At 62.0% G+C, this 15,605-nt stretch carries 17 protein-coding genes; 8 read left to right on the top strand and 9 right to left on the bottom strand.

Translation table 11 applies throughout. The annotated features are described in order from the left end of the window. Positions 1-238: 238 nt before the first annotated feature. Positions 239-1,438, bottom strand: coding sequence for a tyrosine--tRNA ligase (gene tyrS / locus ACQZ2L_RS14465; protein ID WP_101322357.1), 1,200 nt, complete (start codon positions 1,436-1,438; stop codon positions 239-241). Positions 1,439-1,664: 226 nt separating this feature from the next. Here tyrS and ACQZ2L_RS14470 point away from each other — a divergent pair, with 226 nt between their 5' ends. Together ACQZ2L_RS14470 and ACQZ2L_RS14475 are read left to right on the top strand one after the other, a co-directional pair. Then, entirely contained in the window at positions 1,665-3,074 is a 1,410-nt protein-coding gene (locus ACQZ2L_RS14470; protein ID WP_430326701.1) for a peptidoglycan DD-metalloendopeptidase family protein, read from the top strand. Positions 3,075-3,077: 3 nt separating this feature from the next. Next, the gene (locus ACQZ2L_RS14475; protein ID WP_430326702.1) at positions 3,078-4,169 is read left to right on the top strand and encodes an anhydro-N-acetylmuramic acid kinase; all 1,092 of its coding nucleotides are present in this window, start codon (positions 3,078-3,080) and stop codon (positions 4,167-4,169) included. A 60-nt stretch (positions 4,170-4,229) separates the two neighbouring features. Here the strand turns inward: ACQZ2L_RS14475 and erpA are convergent, their stop codons facing one another. Beyond that, positions 4,230-4,580, bottom strand: a complete 351-nt coding sequence (gene erpA, locus ACQZ2L_RS14480; RefSeq protein WP_103435172.1) for an iron-sulfur cluster insertion protein ErpA — start codon at positions 4,578-4,580, stop codon at positions 4,230-4,232. Between the two features lie 133 nt (positions 4,581-4,713). Further along, positions 4,714-5,748 (bottom strand): N-acetyl-gamma-glutamyl-phosphate reductase, encoded by a 1,035-nt coding sequence (gene argC / locus ACQZ2L_RS14485; protein WP_430326703.1) that lies wholly within the window; start codon positions 5,746-5,748, stop codon positions 4,714-4,716. 142 nt (positions 5,749-5,890) lie between these two features. Between argC and hemJ the strand changes: the two genes are divergently transcribed. From hemJ to ACQZ2L_RS14510, 5 genes are all read left to right on the top strand, one after another. After that, the gene (gene hemJ, locus ACQZ2L_RS14490) at positions 5,891-6,316 is read left to right on the top strand and encodes a protoporphyrinogen oxidase HemJ (protein ID WP_101322362.1); all 426 of its coding nucleotides are present in this window, start codon (positions 5,891-5,893) and stop codon (positions 6,314-6,316) included. A gap of 86 nt (positions 6,317-6,402) precedes the next feature. Beyond that, on the top strand, positions 6,403-7,185 hold the full coding sequence (locus tag ACQZ2L_RS14495; RefSeq protein WP_430326704.1) for an SDR family NAD(P)-dependent oxidoreductase: 783 nt from the start codon (positions 6,403-6,405) through the stop codon (positions 7,183-7,185). Between the two features lie 63 nt (positions 7,186-7,248). Beyond that, entirely contained in the window at positions 7,249-7,587 is a 339-nt protein-coding gene (locus ACQZ2L_RS14500; RefSeq protein ID WP_101322364.1) for a histidine triad nucleotide-binding protein, read from the top strand. A gap of 66 nt (positions 7,588-7,653) precedes the next feature. Next, positions 7,654-8,301, top strand: a complete 648-nt coding sequence (gene coq7, locus ACQZ2L_RS14505; protein ID WP_101322365.1) for a 2-polyprenyl-3-methyl-6-methoxy-1,4-benzoquinone monooxygenase — start codon at positions 7,654-7,656, stop codon at positions 8,299-8,301. Positions 8,302-8,311: 10 nt separating this feature from the next. After that, a complete protein-coding gene (locus ACQZ2L_RS14510; protein WP_430326705.1) occupies positions 8,312-9,352 on the top strand; it encodes a DUF2157 domain-containing protein in 1,041 nt (346 codons plus the stop codon). A 52-nt stretch (positions 9,353-9,404) separates the two neighbouring features. Here the strand turns inward: ACQZ2L_RS14510 and ACQZ2L_RS14515 are convergent, their stop codons facing one another. After that, entirely contained in the window at positions 9,405-9,827 is a 423-nt protein-coding gene (locus tag ACQZ2L_RS14515) for an OsmC family protein (RefSeq protein WP_209861706.1), read from the bottom strand. Positions 9,828-10,013: 186 nt separating this feature from the next. Between ACQZ2L_RS14515 and crp the strand changes: the two genes are divergently transcribed. Continuing rightward, positions 10,014-10,658 carry a cAMP-activated global transcriptional regulator CRP gene (gene crp / locus ACQZ2L_RS14520; RefSeq protein ID WP_430326706.1) on the top strand — a complete coding sequence of 215 codons (645 nt, stop codon included), beginning with the start codon at positions 10,014-10,016 and terminating at the stop codon, positions 10,656-10,658. Here crp and ACQZ2L_RS14525 read toward each other — a convergent pair. The 5 genes from ACQZ2L_RS14525 to trpE form a co-directional block, all read right to left on the bottom strand. Next, entirely contained in the window at positions 10,655-11,359 is a 705-nt protein-coding gene (locus ACQZ2L_RS14525) for a lipoate--protein ligase family protein (RefSeq protein WP_430326707.1), read from the bottom strand. The two genes, crp and ACQZ2L_RS14525, sit on opposite strands and share 4 nt — an antisense overlap. Positions 11,360-11,425: 66 nt before the next feature. Next, positions 11,426-12,262 (bottom strand): indole-3-glycerol phosphate synthase TrpC, encoded by an 837-nt coding sequence (trpC, locus tag ACQZ2L_RS14530; RefSeq protein WP_430326708.1) that lies wholly within the window; start codon positions 12,260-12,262, stop codon positions 11,426-11,428. Continuing rightward, positions 12,259-13,308: an anthranilate phosphoribosyltransferase gene (trpD, locus tag ACQZ2L_RS14535; RefSeq protein ID WP_314874360.1), complete on the bottom strand. Its 1,050-nt coding sequence runs from the start codon at positions 13,306-13,308 to the stop codon at positions 12,259-12,261. Before trpD ends, trpC begins: the two co-directional genes overlap by 4 nt. Before the next feature lie 10 nt (positions 13,309-13,318). Further along, entirely contained in the window at positions 13,319-13,912 is a 594-nt protein-coding gene (locus tag ACQZ2L_RS14540; protein ID WP_103435182.1) for an aminodeoxychorismate/anthranilate synthase component II, read from the bottom strand. Positions 13,913-14,057: 145 nt separating this feature from the next. Then, on the bottom strand, positions 14,058-15,539 hold the full coding sequence (gene trpE / locus ACQZ2L_RS14545; RefSeq protein WP_430326709.1) for an anthranilate synthase component I: 1,482 nt from the start codon (positions 15,537-15,539) through the stop codon (positions 14,058-14,060). Positions 15,540-15,605 lie beyond the last annotated feature (66 nt).

Consider the following 15,605-nt stretch of genomic DNA (forward strand, 5'->3'; position numbering starts at 1 on the left):
CACCGCTGGCGATCTATCGATCGAAGCCCTTGCAGCACCTCTGAAACTTCTAACTCGTTGAATCTCAAGGAGTTTTCCGCTCCAACTACGCTGGAAGTGGGGCGCATTATAAGCGCATATGAAACCCCGTCAACCGTTAATTTCAGCTTTGTGCATTTGGCCGTCACAAACAAAAGCGGGGAGGCCTTTCGGCCTCCCCGCTCTCTATACAGCCAAGCACTCTATATAGAAGCAAACATCACTCTGCCTTCAGCGAAACCCGCGCAAAGGCTTTCTTGCCTGCCTGACACACATGGGTCGCACCCAAAGCAAACACAAAGCTGCGATCAACCACTTCGCCATCAACCTTCACGCTGCCCGCAGCCAGCAGGTCGCGCGCTGCAGCCGAGTTCTTGACCAGGCCAGCCTTGTTCAGGATTGCGGCAATCGGCATCGACTCGACAGCGGCGACCGTCACTTCTGGAATGTCCTCTGGCAGCTCGCCATCCTTCATCCGGTTACCGGCAGCACGGTGCGCGTTGGCCGCTGCCTCTTCACCATGGAAGCGAGCAACGATTTCTTCCGCCAGCTTGATCTTGATGTCGCGCGGGTTGGCGCCCTGCTCGACATCGGCGCGGAACTGCTCGATCTCTTCCATGGAGCGGAAGCTCAGCAGCTCGAAGTAACGCCACATCAGCGAATCCGGGATCGACACCAGCTTGCTGTACATCACCCCCGGCGCTTCCTGGATACCGACATAGTTACCCAGCGACTTGGACATCTTCTTGACGCCGTCCAGCCCCTCGAGCAGCGGCATGGTAACGATGCTCTGGGCTTCCTGGCCGTAGGCACGCTGGAGCTCACGCCCCATCAGCAGGTTGAACTTCTGATCGGTACCGCCCAACTCGACGTCGGACTTCAGCGCTACCGAGTCGTAGCCCTGCACCAGCGGGTAGAGGAATTCGTGGATCGCGATCGGCTGGTTGCTGGTGTAACGCTTGTCGAAGTCGTCACGCTCGAGCATCCGCGCCACGGTGTACTGCGACGACAGGCGAATGAAGTCGGCGGGGCTCAACTGGTCCATCCAGGTGGAGTTGAACGCGACTTCGGTCTTGGCCGGGTCGAGAATCTTGAACACCTGCTGTTTATAGGTCTCGGCATTGTCGAGGACCTGCTCGCGGGTCAGTGGCGGGCGGGTGGTGCTCTTTCCGCTTGGATCACCGATCATGCCAGTGAAATCGCCGATCAGGAAAATCACCTGATGCCCCAGTTCCTGGAACTGGCGCAGCTTGTTGATCAGGACCGTGTGACCCAGGTGCAGATCTGGTGCGGTCGGGTCAAAGCCCGCCTTGATACGCAGCGGCTGACCGCGCTTGAGCTTTTCGACCAGCTCCGACTCGACCAATACCTCTTCCGCACCGCGCTTGATAAGCGCCAGCTGCTCTTCAACCGACTTCATAGAAAACCCGCAAGGCTCAGATTCAAAGGCAGCCAACCATACAAGATCGGCCATCAAATACAAGTTTGGCAACGAGATGTGACCCGAACGGGCGCTGTTGACGTCTATGCGCCCTTGCGCGAAACTGCTTTTGGTTATATTTTATACAGTTATTTCATCTTCATCATGTCATTCATCTTTTCTATTTCACTTTTTCCATTCACCTTTTCTTCAAAGTCACCTTCCTATGCCTAAAGAAACGCCTAAAGCGCCGCCGCTTTATCCGAAAAGCCATCTGGTGGCCGCGAGCGGCATTGCCGCCCTCCTCAGCCTGGCCTTGCTGGTATTCCCTTCAAGCGAAGTCGAAGCCAAGAAAACCACCCTCAATCTCGAGCTGGAAACGCCTGCCGAGCAGCTTAAAGACGAAGCCAACGCAGCACCCATGCTGCAGGCACCTGCCGAGCAAGCCTCGCCATTTGCCCAGATCGACAACGCCGCTACCCCGACCGAGAACACCGCCAAGACCGAAGCACCGGTTGAAGCACCCAAGGCCCCGGGCCACCGTGAAGTGACCGTCGCCCGCGGCGACACCCTGTCGACCCTGTTCGCCAAGGTCGGCCTGCCGTCCAACGTAGTCCACGACGTGCTCGCCAGCGGCAAGCAAGCCAAGCAGTTCAGCCAGCTCAAGCATGGCCAGGTACTGCAGTTCGAGCTGGATAAAGACGGCCAGTTGACCAGCCTGCACAGCAAGGTCAGCAACCTCGAAACCATTCGCCTGAGCAAGACCGACAAGGGTTACAGCTTCGAGCGCGAAGTCAGCAAACCGGTCGTGCGCACTGCCTACGCCCATGGCGTGATCAAGAGCTCGCTGTCGGCCTCGGCCCAGCGTGCCGGGCTGTCGCACAGCATGACCATGGACATGGCCCGCGTACTCGGCTACGACATCGACTTCGCCCAGGACATCCGCCCTGGTGACGAATTCGACGTCGTCTACGAGCAGAAGGTGATGGACGGCAAGGTGGTCGGCACCGGCAATATCCTCTCGGCGCGCTTCACTAACCGCGGCAAGACCTACACCGCAGTGCGCTACACCAACAAACAAGGCAACACCAACTACTACACCGCTGACGGCAACAGCCTGCGCAAGGCGTTCATCCGTACTCCGGTAGATTTCGCCCGCATCAGCTCGCGCTTCTCCAATGGCCGCAAACATCCAATCCTGAACAAGATTCGCGCACACAAAGGTGTGGACTACGCCGCCCCACGCGGTACGCCAATCAAGGCTGCTGGCGATGGTCGTGTCGAACTGGCAGGTCGTCGTGGTGGTTACGGCAACACTGTGATCATTGCCCACGGTAACCGTTACAAGACTCTCTACGGCCACATGCAGGGCTTCGCCAAAGGCGTCAAGACCGGCAGCACGGTCAAGCAAGGACAGATCATCGGCTATATCGGTACCACCGGCCTGTCGACCGGCCCACACTTGCACTACGAGTTCCAGGTCGGCGGCGTCCACGTCGATCCGCTGAGCCAGAAGGTGCCGATGGCTGATCCGATCGCCAAGTCCGAGCGCCAGCGCTTCCTCCAGCAGAGCCAGCCATTGGTTGCCCGCATGGACCAGGAAAAGGCCACCCTGCTCGCCGCGAACAAGCGCTGAGTCATGGCGCTCTATCTGGGAGTGATGTCCGGGACCAGCCTCGACGGCCTGGACATCGCCTTGATCGAACACGGTGAGCAGCTACGGCTGCTTGCCACCCACTACACGCCGATGCCCGCCGATTTGCGCCAGCAGTTGCTGAGCCTGTGCGCCAGCGGCCCTGACGAGATTGCCCGAGCGTGCCTGGCCGAGAATAGCTGGGCCACCCTCGCCGCCGCAGGCATCGCGCAACTGCTGGCCGCCCAAGGCCTGCAAGCCGACGCCATTCGCGCTATCGGCAGCCACGGCCAGACCATCCGTCACGAACCGGCACGCGGCTTCACCGTGCAGATAGGCAACCCGGCGTTACTGGCCGAGCTGACCGAGATTTGCGTAGTAGCGGACTTTCGTCGGCGCGATGTTGCCGCCGGCGGCCAGGGCGCACCATTGGTACCGGCCTTCCATGAATCGCTGTTCGGCCACCTTGGTCAGCGCCTGGCAGTACTCAATGTCGGCGGCTTCAGCAACCTCAGCCTGATCGAGCAGAACACACCAGTGCACGGCTTCGATTGCGGTCCCGGCAATGTGTTGATGGATGCCTGGATCGAGCGCAAACGCGGCCAGACGTATGACGCTGATGGCAGCTGGGCGGCAAGCGGCGTGGTCAGTGAGCCGCTGCTGAATCGCCTGCTGAGTGATCCGTTCTTCGCCGGCAGCGGCCCGAAAAGTACCGGGCGCGAGGTATTCAACCTGCCCTGGCTGCAAGCCCATCTGGCTGCGCTGCCCGCCTGCCGCGACGAAGACGTGCAGGCCACGCTGCTCGAGCTGACTGCCCGCAGCATCATCGACTCGCTGAACAATGCCCAAAGCGCCACCGAGGCCGTGCTGGTGTGTGGCGGCGGCGCGCGCAACGGCGCGTTGATGCAGCGCCTGGGGCAGCTGCTGCCAGACGCCGAGGTTGCCAGCACCGCGGCCTATGGCGTTGATCCGGACTGGGTCGAGGCAATGGCCTTCGCCTGGCTTGCGCATTGCTGCCTGCAGGGCATCCCCGCCAATCGTCCGAGCGTCACCGCCGCCAAGGGCTTGCGCGTGCTCGGCGCTGTCTACCCCGCGTAACGCCCACGCAGAATGCAAAACGCCGCGCAATTGCGCGGCGTTTTGCCAATCAAGCCAGCTTCAGATCGAGAACGAAGAACCGCAGCCACAGGTGGTGGTGGCGTTAGGGTTCTTGATCACGAAACGCGAGCCTTCCAGACCTTCCTGGTAATCGACTTCGGCGCCAGCCAGGTACTGGTAGCTCATTGGATCGACCACCAACGCAACACCTTCGCGCTCGACGATAGTGTCGTCGTCAGCCACTTCTTCATCGAAGGTGAAGCCGTACTGGAAGCCCGAACAGCCGCCGCCCGTCACGAACACGCGCAACTTCAGGCGAGCATTGCCCTCTTCGCTGACCAGGTTCTTCACCTTGCTTGCAGCACCTTGGGTGAACTCCAAAGCCGTGGGGGTGAAGGATTCGACGCTCATGTTGACTCTCCCGGCGCAGTGCCGCCATAAAACTCGATGGCGACCATTATCCGCTTCTCCGAGAAAAATGGTCAACAATACGTAAGCAGCAGGTGACCCGCCTCACACCGTAGCGCAAAGCGGCTCACCACGGTCAAGGCAGCAAGCCGGCGTGGGACAAGCCCATGCGCTCGTCCAGGCCGAACAGGATGTTCAGGTTCTGTACCGCCTGCCCTGATGCGCCCTTGACCAGGTTGTCGATCACCGACAGCACCACTACCAGGTCACCGCCCTGCGGCCGGTGCACAGCGATACGGCAGACGTTGGCACCGCGCACACTGCGGGTTTCCGGGTGGCTGCCAGCCGGCATTACATCGACGAACGGTTCATCGGCGTAGCGTTTTTCGAACAACGCCTGCAGGTCGACCGACTTGTCGACGACGTTGGCGTACAGCGTCGCGTGAATACCGCGGATCATCGGCGTCAGGTGCGGGACAAAGGTCAGGCCGATGTCCTGGCCAGCCGCCAGACGCAGGCCCTGGCTGATTTCCGGCAGGTGACGGTGGCCTTTGACCGCATAGGCCTTCATGCTTTCGCCCGATTCGCAGAACAGCGAACCGACTGCAGCACCACGCCCCGCGCCGCTGACCCCGGACTTGCAGTCGGCGATCAACCGCGAAGGATCGGCCAGGCCGGCTTCGAGCAGCGGCAACAGGCCAAGCTGGGTCGCGGTTGGATAGCAGCCCGGCACAGCGATCAGACGTGCCTGGCGGATCTTCTCGCGGTTCACCTCGGGCAAACCATAGACCGCATCCTTGAGCAGCTCCGGCGCACCGTGCGGCTGGCCGTACCACTTGCCCCACTCGACCGCGTCCTGCAGGCGGAAGTCAGCCGACAGGTCGATAACTCGGGTACCGGCCGCCAGCAGCTCACCGGCCAGGGCGTGGGCAACGCCGTGCGGGGTGGCGAAGAACACCACGTCACAGGCCGCCAGGGCATTGCTGTCGGGCACGCTGAAAGCCAGGCCGTCGTAATGACCACGCAGGTTCGGGTACATATCGGCCACTGCCACACCGGCTTCCGAGCGCGAGGTGATGACCGCGACTTCGGCCTTAGGATGCTGCGCCAGCAGACGCAACAGTTCGACCCCGGTGTAACCCGTGCCGCCGACGATACCGACCTTGATCATAACGCTTGCCCCTTATCAACGATGTGACTGGAAAGCGCACGATGATAGGGCTGCCAGCCGCCTGTAACAACTCTTGGGATGCGCCGGCAGGTGCTTCACCACTACTATCCGACCACCGTGAAAACCTGAAGGAACACCCTCCATGCTTTACCTATGGATCAAAGCGCTGCACATCGTCAGCGTGGTCTGCTGGTTCGCCGGCCTGTTTTACCTGCCACGGCTGTTCGTCTATCACGCGCAAAGCGAGGACAGCACCAGCCAGGAGCGCTTCACCGTGATGGAGCGCAAACTGTATCGCGGCATCATGAACCCGGCGATGATTGCCACCTTCGTGTTCGGCATCTGGATGCTCTACCTGACCCCAGGCTGGCTCAGCCAGGGCTGGATGCATGCCAAGCTGACTCTGGTGATCCTGCTGACCGGCTACCATCACATGTGCGGCGCGCAGCGCAAACGCTTCGCGGCCGGCACCAACAAGCGCAGCCATGTGTTCTACCGCTGGTTCAACGAGGTACCGGTACTGCTGCTGTTGGCGATTGTCATTCTGGTGGTGGTCAAACCGTTCTGACCCGCTGGGGCGCTGTAGCAAAAGGCAACACCTCTGTTGGCCACGCTGTACACTAGCGCCCCTTTCCGTCGCCCCAGGAGCCGCGCATGACCCGTTACGCCATGATCACCGGTGCTTCCAGCGGCCTGGGCCTGGCCCTGGCGGAAGCCCTGGCGCGGCGTGGCCGTAGCCTGATCCTGGTGGCGCGCCATCGCGAAACCCTCGAACCGCTGGCAATCGAGCTGGCCCAGCGCTTTGGCGTCGAGGTGCTCATACGCGCCTGCGACCTCAGCCAGCCGCTGCGCTTGTCCGGCTTTGTACTTGAGCTGGAAGAAGGCGAGCGGCGCATCGACCTGCTGGTCAACTGCGCCGGGCAACGCACCTATGGCCCGTTTCTGGCCCACGAGTGGGCTGACGAACAAGACCTGCTCGAGGTCAACATCCTCGCCCTGACCCGCCTGTGCCATGCCATTGGCAACCTGATGGCGATCCAGGGCGGCGGGCAGATTCTCAACGTCGCCTCGCTGGCAGCTGTGGCCCCCGGCCCGTGGATGGCCTGCTATGCCGCGAGCAAGGCGTATGTGCTGAGCTTTTCCGAAGCGCTGCGCGAGGAGCTTGGCCGGACCGGCATCAAGGTCTCGGTGCTGTGCCCTGGCCCAGTGCGCTCGGCCCTGCGCAGGATCCCCAGGCTGGACCACGGCCAGCGCTGCCTGAGCGCCGAAGAAGTCGCGTTATACACCGTTCGCGCACTGGACAAGAACCGCCCACTGATTATGCCTGGTCGGCGCAATCGCTGGCTGGCGAGGCTGCCACGCCTGCTGCCGCGCTGGCTGACGCGCAAGCTCGCCGGCCTGATCAATCGCCGTTACTGCCCGCTGGAAGCGCGATAGCACTGTGCGCGCAGCGCCGTGCTGGGTACACTCAGCTCGGACCCTGACCATGGAGCAAGTGCTGTGGAGACTCTCTTCACCAAGATCATCAACCGGGAAATCCCGGCCAAGATCATCTACGAGGATGACCAGGTTCTGGCCTTCCACGATATCGCCCCGCAGGCGCCGGTACATTTTCTGGTTATCCCGAAAAAACCGATCCGCACCCTCAACGACCTGACCGAAGATGACAAGGCCGTCGCCGGCCATATCCTTTTCACCGCGCAGCGTCTGGCCAAGGAGCTGGGTTGCGAAGACGGTTTCCGCGTAGTCATGAACTGCAACGAACTGGGCGGCCAGACGGTCTACCATATTCACATGCACGTGCTCGGCCAGCGCCAGATGCACTGGCCACCGGGCTGATCCAAGGCAAGCCCCGGCCAGGGGTTTGCGGTAAACTGTCGGGCATCACTCTTGCGGAGGTGCCCGATGGCTACCGAACGTCACTATTCGCCGCTCGACCGCTTGTTGCTGCAGGCCGATACCGCCATGCGCACCTTGCTGCCCTTCAGCGGCCAACCTGCCCGCCCTTCTCCTGCAATCATCCAGCCCGATGCTGACCTGGACGACGCGCAAACGCGCCACGTTGCCGGCCTGATGCGCATCAACCACACCGGTGAAGTCTGCGCCCAGGCGCTGTACCAAGGGCAATCGCTGACCGCCCGCCTGCCTCAGGTGCGCAAGGCGATGGAGCATGCAGCCGAAGAAGAGATCGACCACCTGGCCTGGTGCGAGCAGCGTATTCGCCAGCTCGGCAGCCACCCCAGCGTGCTTAACCCATTGTTCTATGGCATGTCGTTCGGCATCGGCGCGATCGCCGGGCTGGTCAGCGACAAGGTCAGCCTTGGCTTCGTTGCGGCAACCGAGCATCAGGTCTGCAAGCACCTGGATGAACACCTCGAGCAGTTGCCCAGCGAAGATGAAAAATCCCGGGCGATCCTCGAGCAGATGCGTGTCGATGAAGAGCACCATGCCGATGCGGCACTGGAAGCCGGCGGCTATCGCTTCCCAGCGCCCGTGCGCTTCGGCATGAGCCTGATGGCCAAGGTCATGACCAAGAGCACCTACCGAATCTAGGAATACGCGGATGACCGAACGTTTCGATGCCAAGGAGCTGGCGCGTGCGGTCGACGCCGGTATTCTGCAACCCGGCCAGGATCAGGCGCTGCTGAATTTCCTGCGGCGCCAACCGGCTTCTCAAGCTCGCTTCCAACTGGCGCATGTAGCGTTCTACCTTGGCGGCCTGCTGATCATGGCCGCCATGGGTTGGCTTCTGACCGAGGCCTGGATGAGCATCGGTGATTCAGCACTGCTGGCTATCGCCCTCCTGTATATCGCCGTATTGACCACTTCAGCCCTGGCCCTGCAACGGCGCCAGCAGCTTGTGCCTGCCGGCGTGCTCGGCGCAGTGGCGGTGAGCATTGTGCCGCTGAGCGTGTTTGCTCTCCAGCGCCTGCTGGGCTGGTGGCCGCTGGACGACACTCAGGTCGATTACCATCAGTACTACACCTACGTGCAAGGCGGCTGGCTGCTGATGGAAGCAGCAACGGTGCTTGCCGGCTTGCTGATGCTGCGCCTGATCGCCTTCCCGTTCATCGTCATGCCGATCGCCGTCGCGCTGTGGTTCATGTCGATGGACCTGACCGAGTGGCTGTATGGTTCGCCATTCAGCTGGGAGCAACGGCGCCTGGTGTCAGTCTGGTTTGGCCTGGGCGTGCTGCTGCTGAGCATCGTGGTCGATGGACGCACGCGCAAGGACTACGCGTTCTGGGGCTACCTGGCAGGTCTGGCGGCATTCTGGGGTGGGCTGACCCTGCTCGACAGCGGCAGCGAATGGGGCAAAGCCATGTATGGCTTGATCAACCTGGGCCTGATGGGCCTGGCGGTGCTGCTGCGACGGCCGATCTTCATGGTGTTCGGCGCCATGGGCGTGGCGGCCTACCTGGGCTACTTGTCCTATCAGGTATTTGCCGACTCGCTGTTGTTCCCACTGCTGCTGACCTTGATCGGCCTCGGCGTGATTGGCCTTGGCCTTGTCTACCAGAAGCATCGTGAAAAGCTCAGTACCAGCTTGCGCGCCAACCTGCCCGAGCGCCTGTTCACATTGCTACCCGGTCTGCGCCGTTGATATGCGCAGCTTACCGGCAAGCCATGAGCTTGCCGTGTACGCAACTCGCCGGTCAGCCGAGTTCGACGATCTCATAGCTGTGGGTGATTTCCACACCCGCGCGGCCGAGCATGATCGACGCCGAGCAGTACTTCTCTGCTGACAGCTCGACAGCGCGCTTGACCTGCGCGTCCTTGAGGCCGCGACCCTTGACCACGAAGTTGAGGTGGATCTTGGTGAACACCTTCGGATCTTCGTCAGCGCGCTCAGCCTCAAGGAAGGCTTCACAGCTTTCTACCGCCTGGCGCGATTTCTTCAGAATGCTGACCACGTCGAAGTTGCTGCAGCCACCGAGGCCGAGCAGAAGCATCTCCATCGGCCGCACGCCAAGGTTGCGCCCACCGGCTTCGGGCGGACCGTCCATGACCACGACATGGCCGCTACCCGATTCACCGAGGAACATGGCTTCACCGGCCCATTGGATGCGTGCCTTCATGCTTGTCGACTCCAGATACGTAGAAAGGGTGCCAGCTTAAGCCTTGTGAGCCCGTCGGAAAAGCTCAACTCAACACGCATCGCTGCCGATACACTGGGCAGCGCCTGATAAGCTGGCGCCAAATGACTGGCGCAGCCTGCCAGCCGATCCGAAAAGCCTCTGTATCGCATCGAACAGGATGTCCTGATGGTTGTGTCCGCCCTCTCCGCCAAGATCAAGAACATCGACAAATTGCTGGTGCACTGCCAGCGCCGCCGGTTTGCCGCCAAGAGCAATATCCTTTGTGCCGGTGATCGGGCTGAAACCCTGTCGTTCATCATCAAAGGCTCGGTCACGGTAATCATCGAAGATGACGAAGACCGCGAGATGATCATCGCCTACCTCAACGACGGCGACTTCTTTGGTGAGCTGGGGTTGTTCGAGCCAGCCAGCAAGGAGCAGCACCGCAGCGCCTGGGTGCGGGCCAAGACCGAATGCGAAGTGGCCGAGATCAGCTACGAGAAATTCCGCGAGGTCGCCCGCCTCGATCCGGATATCCTCTACGCCTTGGGCAGCCAGATGGCCCAGCGCCTGCGCAATACCACACGCAAGGTCGGCGACCTGGCGTTCTTCGATGTCACCGGGCGCGTCGCCCGCTGCCTGCTCGACTTGTGCAAGCAGCCCGATGCCATGACTCACCCGGACGGCATGCAGATCAAGATCACCCGCCAGGAGATCGGGCGGATCGTGGGCTGTTCACGGGAGATGGTCGGCCGCGTCCTCAAGGATCTGGAAGAACGCAGCCTGGTTCAGGTCAAGGGCAAAACCATGGTGGTCTACGGCACCCGTTAATCCTGGGGCAAACCTGCGATCACCTCAGAATACGCGGCGGACAGGCGCTCGAACCAAGGCACTGCCGGCGCCACTTCATGCAGAGCGATATGACTGTCGGCGCGGCAGTGCTGATCGATGCCGCAGCACTGATTGAAGCGGTTGACCGCCGCCACCATCGACTCGCGCTGGTTATCCAGCAACAAGGCGCCATGCACCAGCACCACCGGACGCTTGCCGCCCAGGCCCTGGCGCCAGCGCTGAGCGGTGCCGACCAGCTTGCGCCCATTGAGGTTGACGTTGTAACGGCCGTCGCAGAAGGCGCCATCGATCTCGCCCAGTGATGCCACCCCACCCCACTCACGCAGCACCTCACACAGCGGCTGACACAAACGCTCGTAGGCGTTCTCGATACGGCCATGGTCGCCTTCGCTACGCGGGGCAACATAGACCAGCGCGACGTTGACCGTTGCATGCGACTGCGGCACCGGTTCGCCGCCAGTCTCGCGCAACAGCACCGGCCACCCGGCAATGGCCAGCTCGGCGCAGGCAACTTCAAAGTTCTCTTGTCGGCTCAGCCGCCGCGGCATCACCAGCGCCTGATCGGTCGGGCGCCAGAACAGCACGCCGGCCTCGGCGTCACCGCGGCACACGGCGGCGAGCAGGTCCTGTTCGGCGTGCAGGCCCTGCGCGACGGTCAGGGCCAGGGGTTGTTCGCTCATCGGGATGCCACCTTCTTGCCATCTTGTAAAAGCAACGAAGCCGGCAATAGCCGGCTTCAAGGTCAATCAGTCCAGTTCCTGAACCACGTTCTGGACCGGCCGCTGCGGGAAGAACAACCGCTGCAATTCCTGCCCCGGTTGCTCAGCACGCATGAACGCTTCGCCAACCAGGAACGAGTACACCCCGTTGATCTCCATCAGCTCGACATCGGCCCGGTTGAAGATACCGCTCTCGGTGATTGCCAGGCGCTCGCGCGGAATCCGCGGCAACAGGTCGAGGGTGGTTTCCAGGCTGACATCAAAGGTATGCAGGTTACGGTTGTTGACCCCGACCAATGGTGTGTCGAGGGTGTTCAAGGCCCGCTCCAGCTCGTCGCCGTCATGCACTTCGACCAGCACATCCAGGCCGACCGATTTGGCCACCGCAGCCAGTTCGGCCATGCGTACGTCATCCAGCGCAGAAACGATCAGCAGCACGCAGTCGGCGCCCAACGCACGGGCTTCGACGATCTGATACGGATCGATCATGAAGTCCTTGCGGATCACCGGCAGCGTGCAGGCCGCGCGGGCCTGCTGCAGGTAGGCATCGGCCCCCTGGAAATAGTCGATGTCGGTCAGCACCGACAGGCAGGTCGCGCCGCCCTTCTCGTAGCTGACTGCAATGTCGGCCGGGACGAAGTTCTCGCGGATCACGCCCTTGCTCGGTGAGGCCTTCTTGATTTCGGCAATCACCGCCGGCTGCTTGCGCTTGGCCTGGTCGATCAGCGCATTGGCAAAGCCACGCGGCGCATCAGCGGCCTTGGCCAATTGCTCGAGCTCGGCCAGGCTGACCCGGGCACGCCGCTCGGCGACTTCTTCGACCTTGCGGGCGAGGATGTTTTCCAGCACGGTCGGCACGCTCATGCTTCGTTCTCCTGCTTGAATACGGCGGTAAAGGCGCCCAGCTCCTGGAGTTTTTCCCAGGCGAGGCCCGTGTGCAATACATCGCTGGCAAGCTCTACGCCCTGCGCCAGGGTCATTGCATGGTCTGCTGCGTACAGCGCGGCGCCCGCATTGAGCACGATCATCTCGGCAGCCTTCTGGCCGTTTTCGGTCTTGCGCCGGCCCAGGGCATCGCGGATCAGCTCATACGAGGCCTGCGGGTTTTCCACCGCCAGGCCGTGCAGGCTCTGGCTCTTCATGCCAAGGTCTTCGGGCTCGACCCAATACTCGCTGATCTCACCGTTTTTCAGCTCGGCAACAAAGGTCGGCGCTGCCAGGCTGAACTCATCCAGGCCATCCTTGGAGTGCACCACCAGCACATGCTTGCTGCCCAGGCGCTGCAGCACCTCGGCCAGCGGCCGGCACAAGGTCTGGGCGAACACGCCGACCACCTGGTGTTTCACTCCGGCCGGATTCGTAAGCGGGCCAAGCATATTGAACAGAGTGCGCAGGCCCAGCTCGCGACGCGGGCCAGCGGCGTACTTCATGGCTTTGTGATGGCTTTGCGCAAACATGAACCCGATGCCCAGGCTGTCGATGCAGCGGGCCACCTGCACGGGCGTCAGGTTCAGGTAGATCCCGGCCGCTTCGAGCAGGTCGGCACTGCCGCTTTTACCCGAGACTGCGCGGTTGCCATGCTTGGCCACCTTGCAGCCCGCGGCGGCGAGCACAAACGACGCCGCCGTGGACACGTTGAAGATGTTCGCACCGTCCCCGCCGGTACCGACCACGTCTACCACGCCGTCGAGGCTTTCCAGCTCGACCTTGTCTGCCAGCTCACGCATGACCGAGACCGCGCCGACGATTTCGTCGATGCTTTCGCTCTTCATGCGCATGCCCATCAGGAAGGCACCGATCTGCGCCTCGCTGCACTGGCCGGTCATGATCTGGCGCATGACGTCGCTCATTTCTGCAGTCGACAGGTCCAGGTGGCCAACGATACGGCTCAATGCGCTTTTGATATCCATGCTCGAATCCTTAACGGCGGCCGCCGGTCTGCTTGAGGAAATTGGCGAACAGCTCGTGGCCCTGCTCGGTAAGAATCGACTCGGGGTGGAACTGCACCCCTTCGATGTTCAAAGTCTTGTGGCGCAAGCCCATGATTTCATCCACCGAGCCATCGTCGTGGGCCGTCCAGGCGGTCACCTCGAGGCACTCGGGCAGGGTCTCGCGCTTGACCACCAGCGAATGGTAGCGGGTCACCGTGAGCGGATTGTTCAGTTCGGCAAACACGCCCAGGTCGCGATGATGGACCGGGCTGGTCTTGCCGTGCATCACCTGACGGGCGCGGACTACGTCGCCGCCAAAAGCCTGGCCGATCGATTGGTGGCCGAGGCAAACGCCAAGGATCGGCAGCTTGCCGGCAAAATGCAGAATGGCCTCGATCGACACGCCGGCTTCGCTCGGGGTGCACGGGCCAGGTGAAACCACGATGCGCTCGGGGTTGAGTGCTTCGATCTGGGCGATGGTCATCTCGTCATTGCGGATGACCTTGACCTCGGCCCCCAACTCGCCAAAGTACTGGACGACGTTGTAGGTGAAAGAGTCATAGTTGTCGATCATCAGTAACATGTGCGGCAAACCTCTAGAAGACTGACTTCTGATTCGAACCTTGCGCTTGCGCCGCCAGGCGCGGGTCATCCCGCACGGGGCGCTGGGTCAAGCGCAAGGCAGGCAGATGGAGCGAGGCCGCAGGGCGGCCAGCCAACTCAACACATCAACGTGACGGGGTCTGTTCCGCCAGGGCGACGGCGCGGAACATCGCGCGGCGCTTGTTGATGGTTTCTTCCCACTCCAGTGCAGGCACCGAATCAGCAACGATACCGCCACCGGCCTGAACATGCAGTTCGCCATCCTTGATCACCGCGGTGCGAATGGCGATCGCGGTGTCCATGTTGCCGTTCCAGGCAAAGTAACCGACTGCGCCGCCATAGACGCCACGCTTGACCGGCTCAAGCTCGTCGATGATTTCCATGGCACGGATCTTCGGCGCGCCGGACAAGGTGCCGGCCGGCAGGATCGCCCGCAGTGCATCCATTGCGGTCAAGCCCTCGGCCAGTTGGCCGGTGACGTTGGAGACGATGTGCATGACGTTGGAATAGCGCTCGATCACCATCTTCTCGGTCAGGCGCACGCTGCCTGTTGCCGACACCCGGCCGACATCGTTGCGGCCCAGGTCGATCAGCATCAGGTGCTCGGCGATTTCCTTGGCGTCGGACAGCAGGTCGTCTTCCAGCGCGCGGTCGGCTTCCTCGTTGGCTCCGCGTGGGCGGGTGCCGGCGATTGGGCGCACGGTGACCAGGTTGTCTTCGACCCGCACCAGCACTTCCGGCGAGCTGCCGACGACATGGAAGTCACCGAAGTTGAAGAAGTACATATAAGGCGTCGGGTTGAAGCAGCGCAGCGCGCGATAAAGGTCGATTGGCGCGGCCTTGAAATCGATCGACATGCGCTGCGACGGCACCACCTGCATGCAGTCGCCGGCGAGGATGTACTCCTTGACCGTATCGACCGCACGCTCGTAGTCATCCTGGGTGAAGCTTGAACGGAATGCCGGCTCGGCAGCCATCGGCCCGCTCAGGTCAAGGCCGCGACGCGGGGTGATCGGCTCGCGCAGCTTGGCCAGCAGCGCTTGCAGGCGTGCCTGGCCCTGTTCGAGGGCATCTTCGGCAGATGGGTCGACCAGCACGATCGCGTGCATCTTGCCGGCCAGGTTGTCGAACACAACCACGGCGTCCGAGACCATCAGCAGAATGTCCGGCACACCCAGTGGGTCCGGGTTCGGGCAGGCGCCCAAGCGTTTTTCCACATAACGTACGCAGTCGTAGCCGAAGTAGCCGACCAGGCCGCCATTGAAACGTGGCAGGCCGGCGATATCGGCAACTTTATAGCGCTCTTTGAAGGCTTCAACGAAGCCCAGCGGGTCTTCCACCTCGTGGTTTTCGACCTCGACACCGTCTTCAAGGATGCTCACCCGATAGCCGTGCACACGCAGCACAGTGCGCGATGGCAGGCCGATCATCGAGTAACGGCCCCACTTCTCGCCGCCCTGAACGGATTCGAGCAGGTACGAGTTGGCCTGATCAGCCAGCTTCAGGTAGATCGACAGCGGCGTGTCGAAGTCGGCCAGGGTTTCGCAGGCCAAAGGAATGCGGTTGTAGCCAGCAGCGGCCAGACGCAGGAATTCTTCGCGGGTCATGAGTAGCCTCGGAGCAAGAGCAATGGGGTCAGGCAAACGGACGGGCCGGCAACTGCCGGCGAGCAG

This window comes from Pseudomonas shirazensis, from assembly GCF_050496565.1.
In the GTDB taxonomy this organism is placed as follows: Bacteria; Pseudomonadota; Gammaproteobacteria; order Pseudomonadales; family Pseudomonadaceae; genus Aquipseudomonas; species Aquipseudomonas shirazensis_A.

Excerpts from the sequence above, each read along its gene's own strand:
- tyrS (WP_101322357.1), bottom strand. The coding sequence starts at position 1,438 with ATGAAGTCGGTTGAAGAGCAGCTGGCGCTTATCAAGCGCGGTGCGGAA.
- ACQZ2L_RS14470 (WP_430326701.1), top strand. The coding sequence starts at position 1,665 with ATGCCTAAAGAAACGCCTAAAGCGCCGCCGCTTTATCCGAAAAGCCAT.
- ACQZ2L_RS14475 (WP_430326702.1), top strand. The coding sequence starts at position 3,078 with ATGGCGCTCTATCTGGGAGTGATGTCCGGGACCAGCCTCGACGGCCTG.
- erpA (WP_103435172.1), bottom strand. The coding sequence starts at position 4,580 with ATGAGCGTCGAATCCTTCACCCCCACGGCTTTGGAGTTCACCCAAGGT.
- argC (WP_430326703.1), bottom strand. The coding sequence starts at position 5,748 with ATGATCAAGGTCGGTATCGTCGGCGGCACGGGTTACACCGGGGTCGAA.
- hemJ (WP_101322362.1), top strand. The coding sequence starts at position 5,891 with ATGCTTTACCTATGGATCAAAGCGCTGCACATCGTCAGCGTGGTCTGC.
- ACQZ2L_RS14495 (WP_430326704.1), top strand. The coding sequence starts at position 6,403 with ATGACCCGTTACGCCATGATCACCGGTGCTTCCAGCGGCCTGGGCCTG.
- coq7 (WP_101322365.1), top strand. The coding sequence starts at position 7,654 with ATGGCTACCGAACGTCACTATTCGCCGCTCGACCGCTTGTTGCTGCAG.
- ACQZ2L_RS14510 (WP_430326705.1), top strand. The coding sequence starts at position 8,312 with ATGACCGAACGTTTCGATGCCAAGGAGCTGGCGCGTGCGGTCGACGCC.
- ACQZ2L_RS14515 (WP_209861706.1), bottom strand. The coding sequence starts at position 9,827 with ATGAAGGCACGCATCCAATGGGCCGGTGAAGCCATGTTCCTCGGTGAA.
- crp (WP_430326706.1), top strand. The coding sequence starts at position 10,014 with ATGGTTGTGTCCGCCCTCTCCGCCAAGATCAAGAACATCGACAAATTG.
- ACQZ2L_RS14525 (WP_430326707.1), bottom strand. The coding sequence starts at position 11,359 with ATGAGCGAACAACCCCTGGCCCTGACCGTCGCGCAGGGCCTGCACGCC.
- trpC (WP_430326708.1), bottom strand. The coding sequence starts at position 12,262 with ATGAGCGTGCCGACCGTGCTGGAAAACATCCTCGCCCGCAAGGTCGAA.
- trpD (WP_314874360.1), bottom strand. The coding sequence starts at position 13,308 with ATGGATATCAAAAGCGCATTGAGCCGTATCGTTGGCCACCTGGACCTG.
- ACQZ2L_RS14540 (WP_103435182.1), bottom strand. The coding sequence starts at position 13,912 with ATGTTACTGATGATCGACAACTATGACTCTTTCACCTACAACGTCGTC.
- trpE (WP_430326709.1), bottom strand. The coding sequence starts at position 15,539 with ATGACCCGCGAAGAATTCCTGCGTCTGGCCGCTGCTGGCTACAACCGC.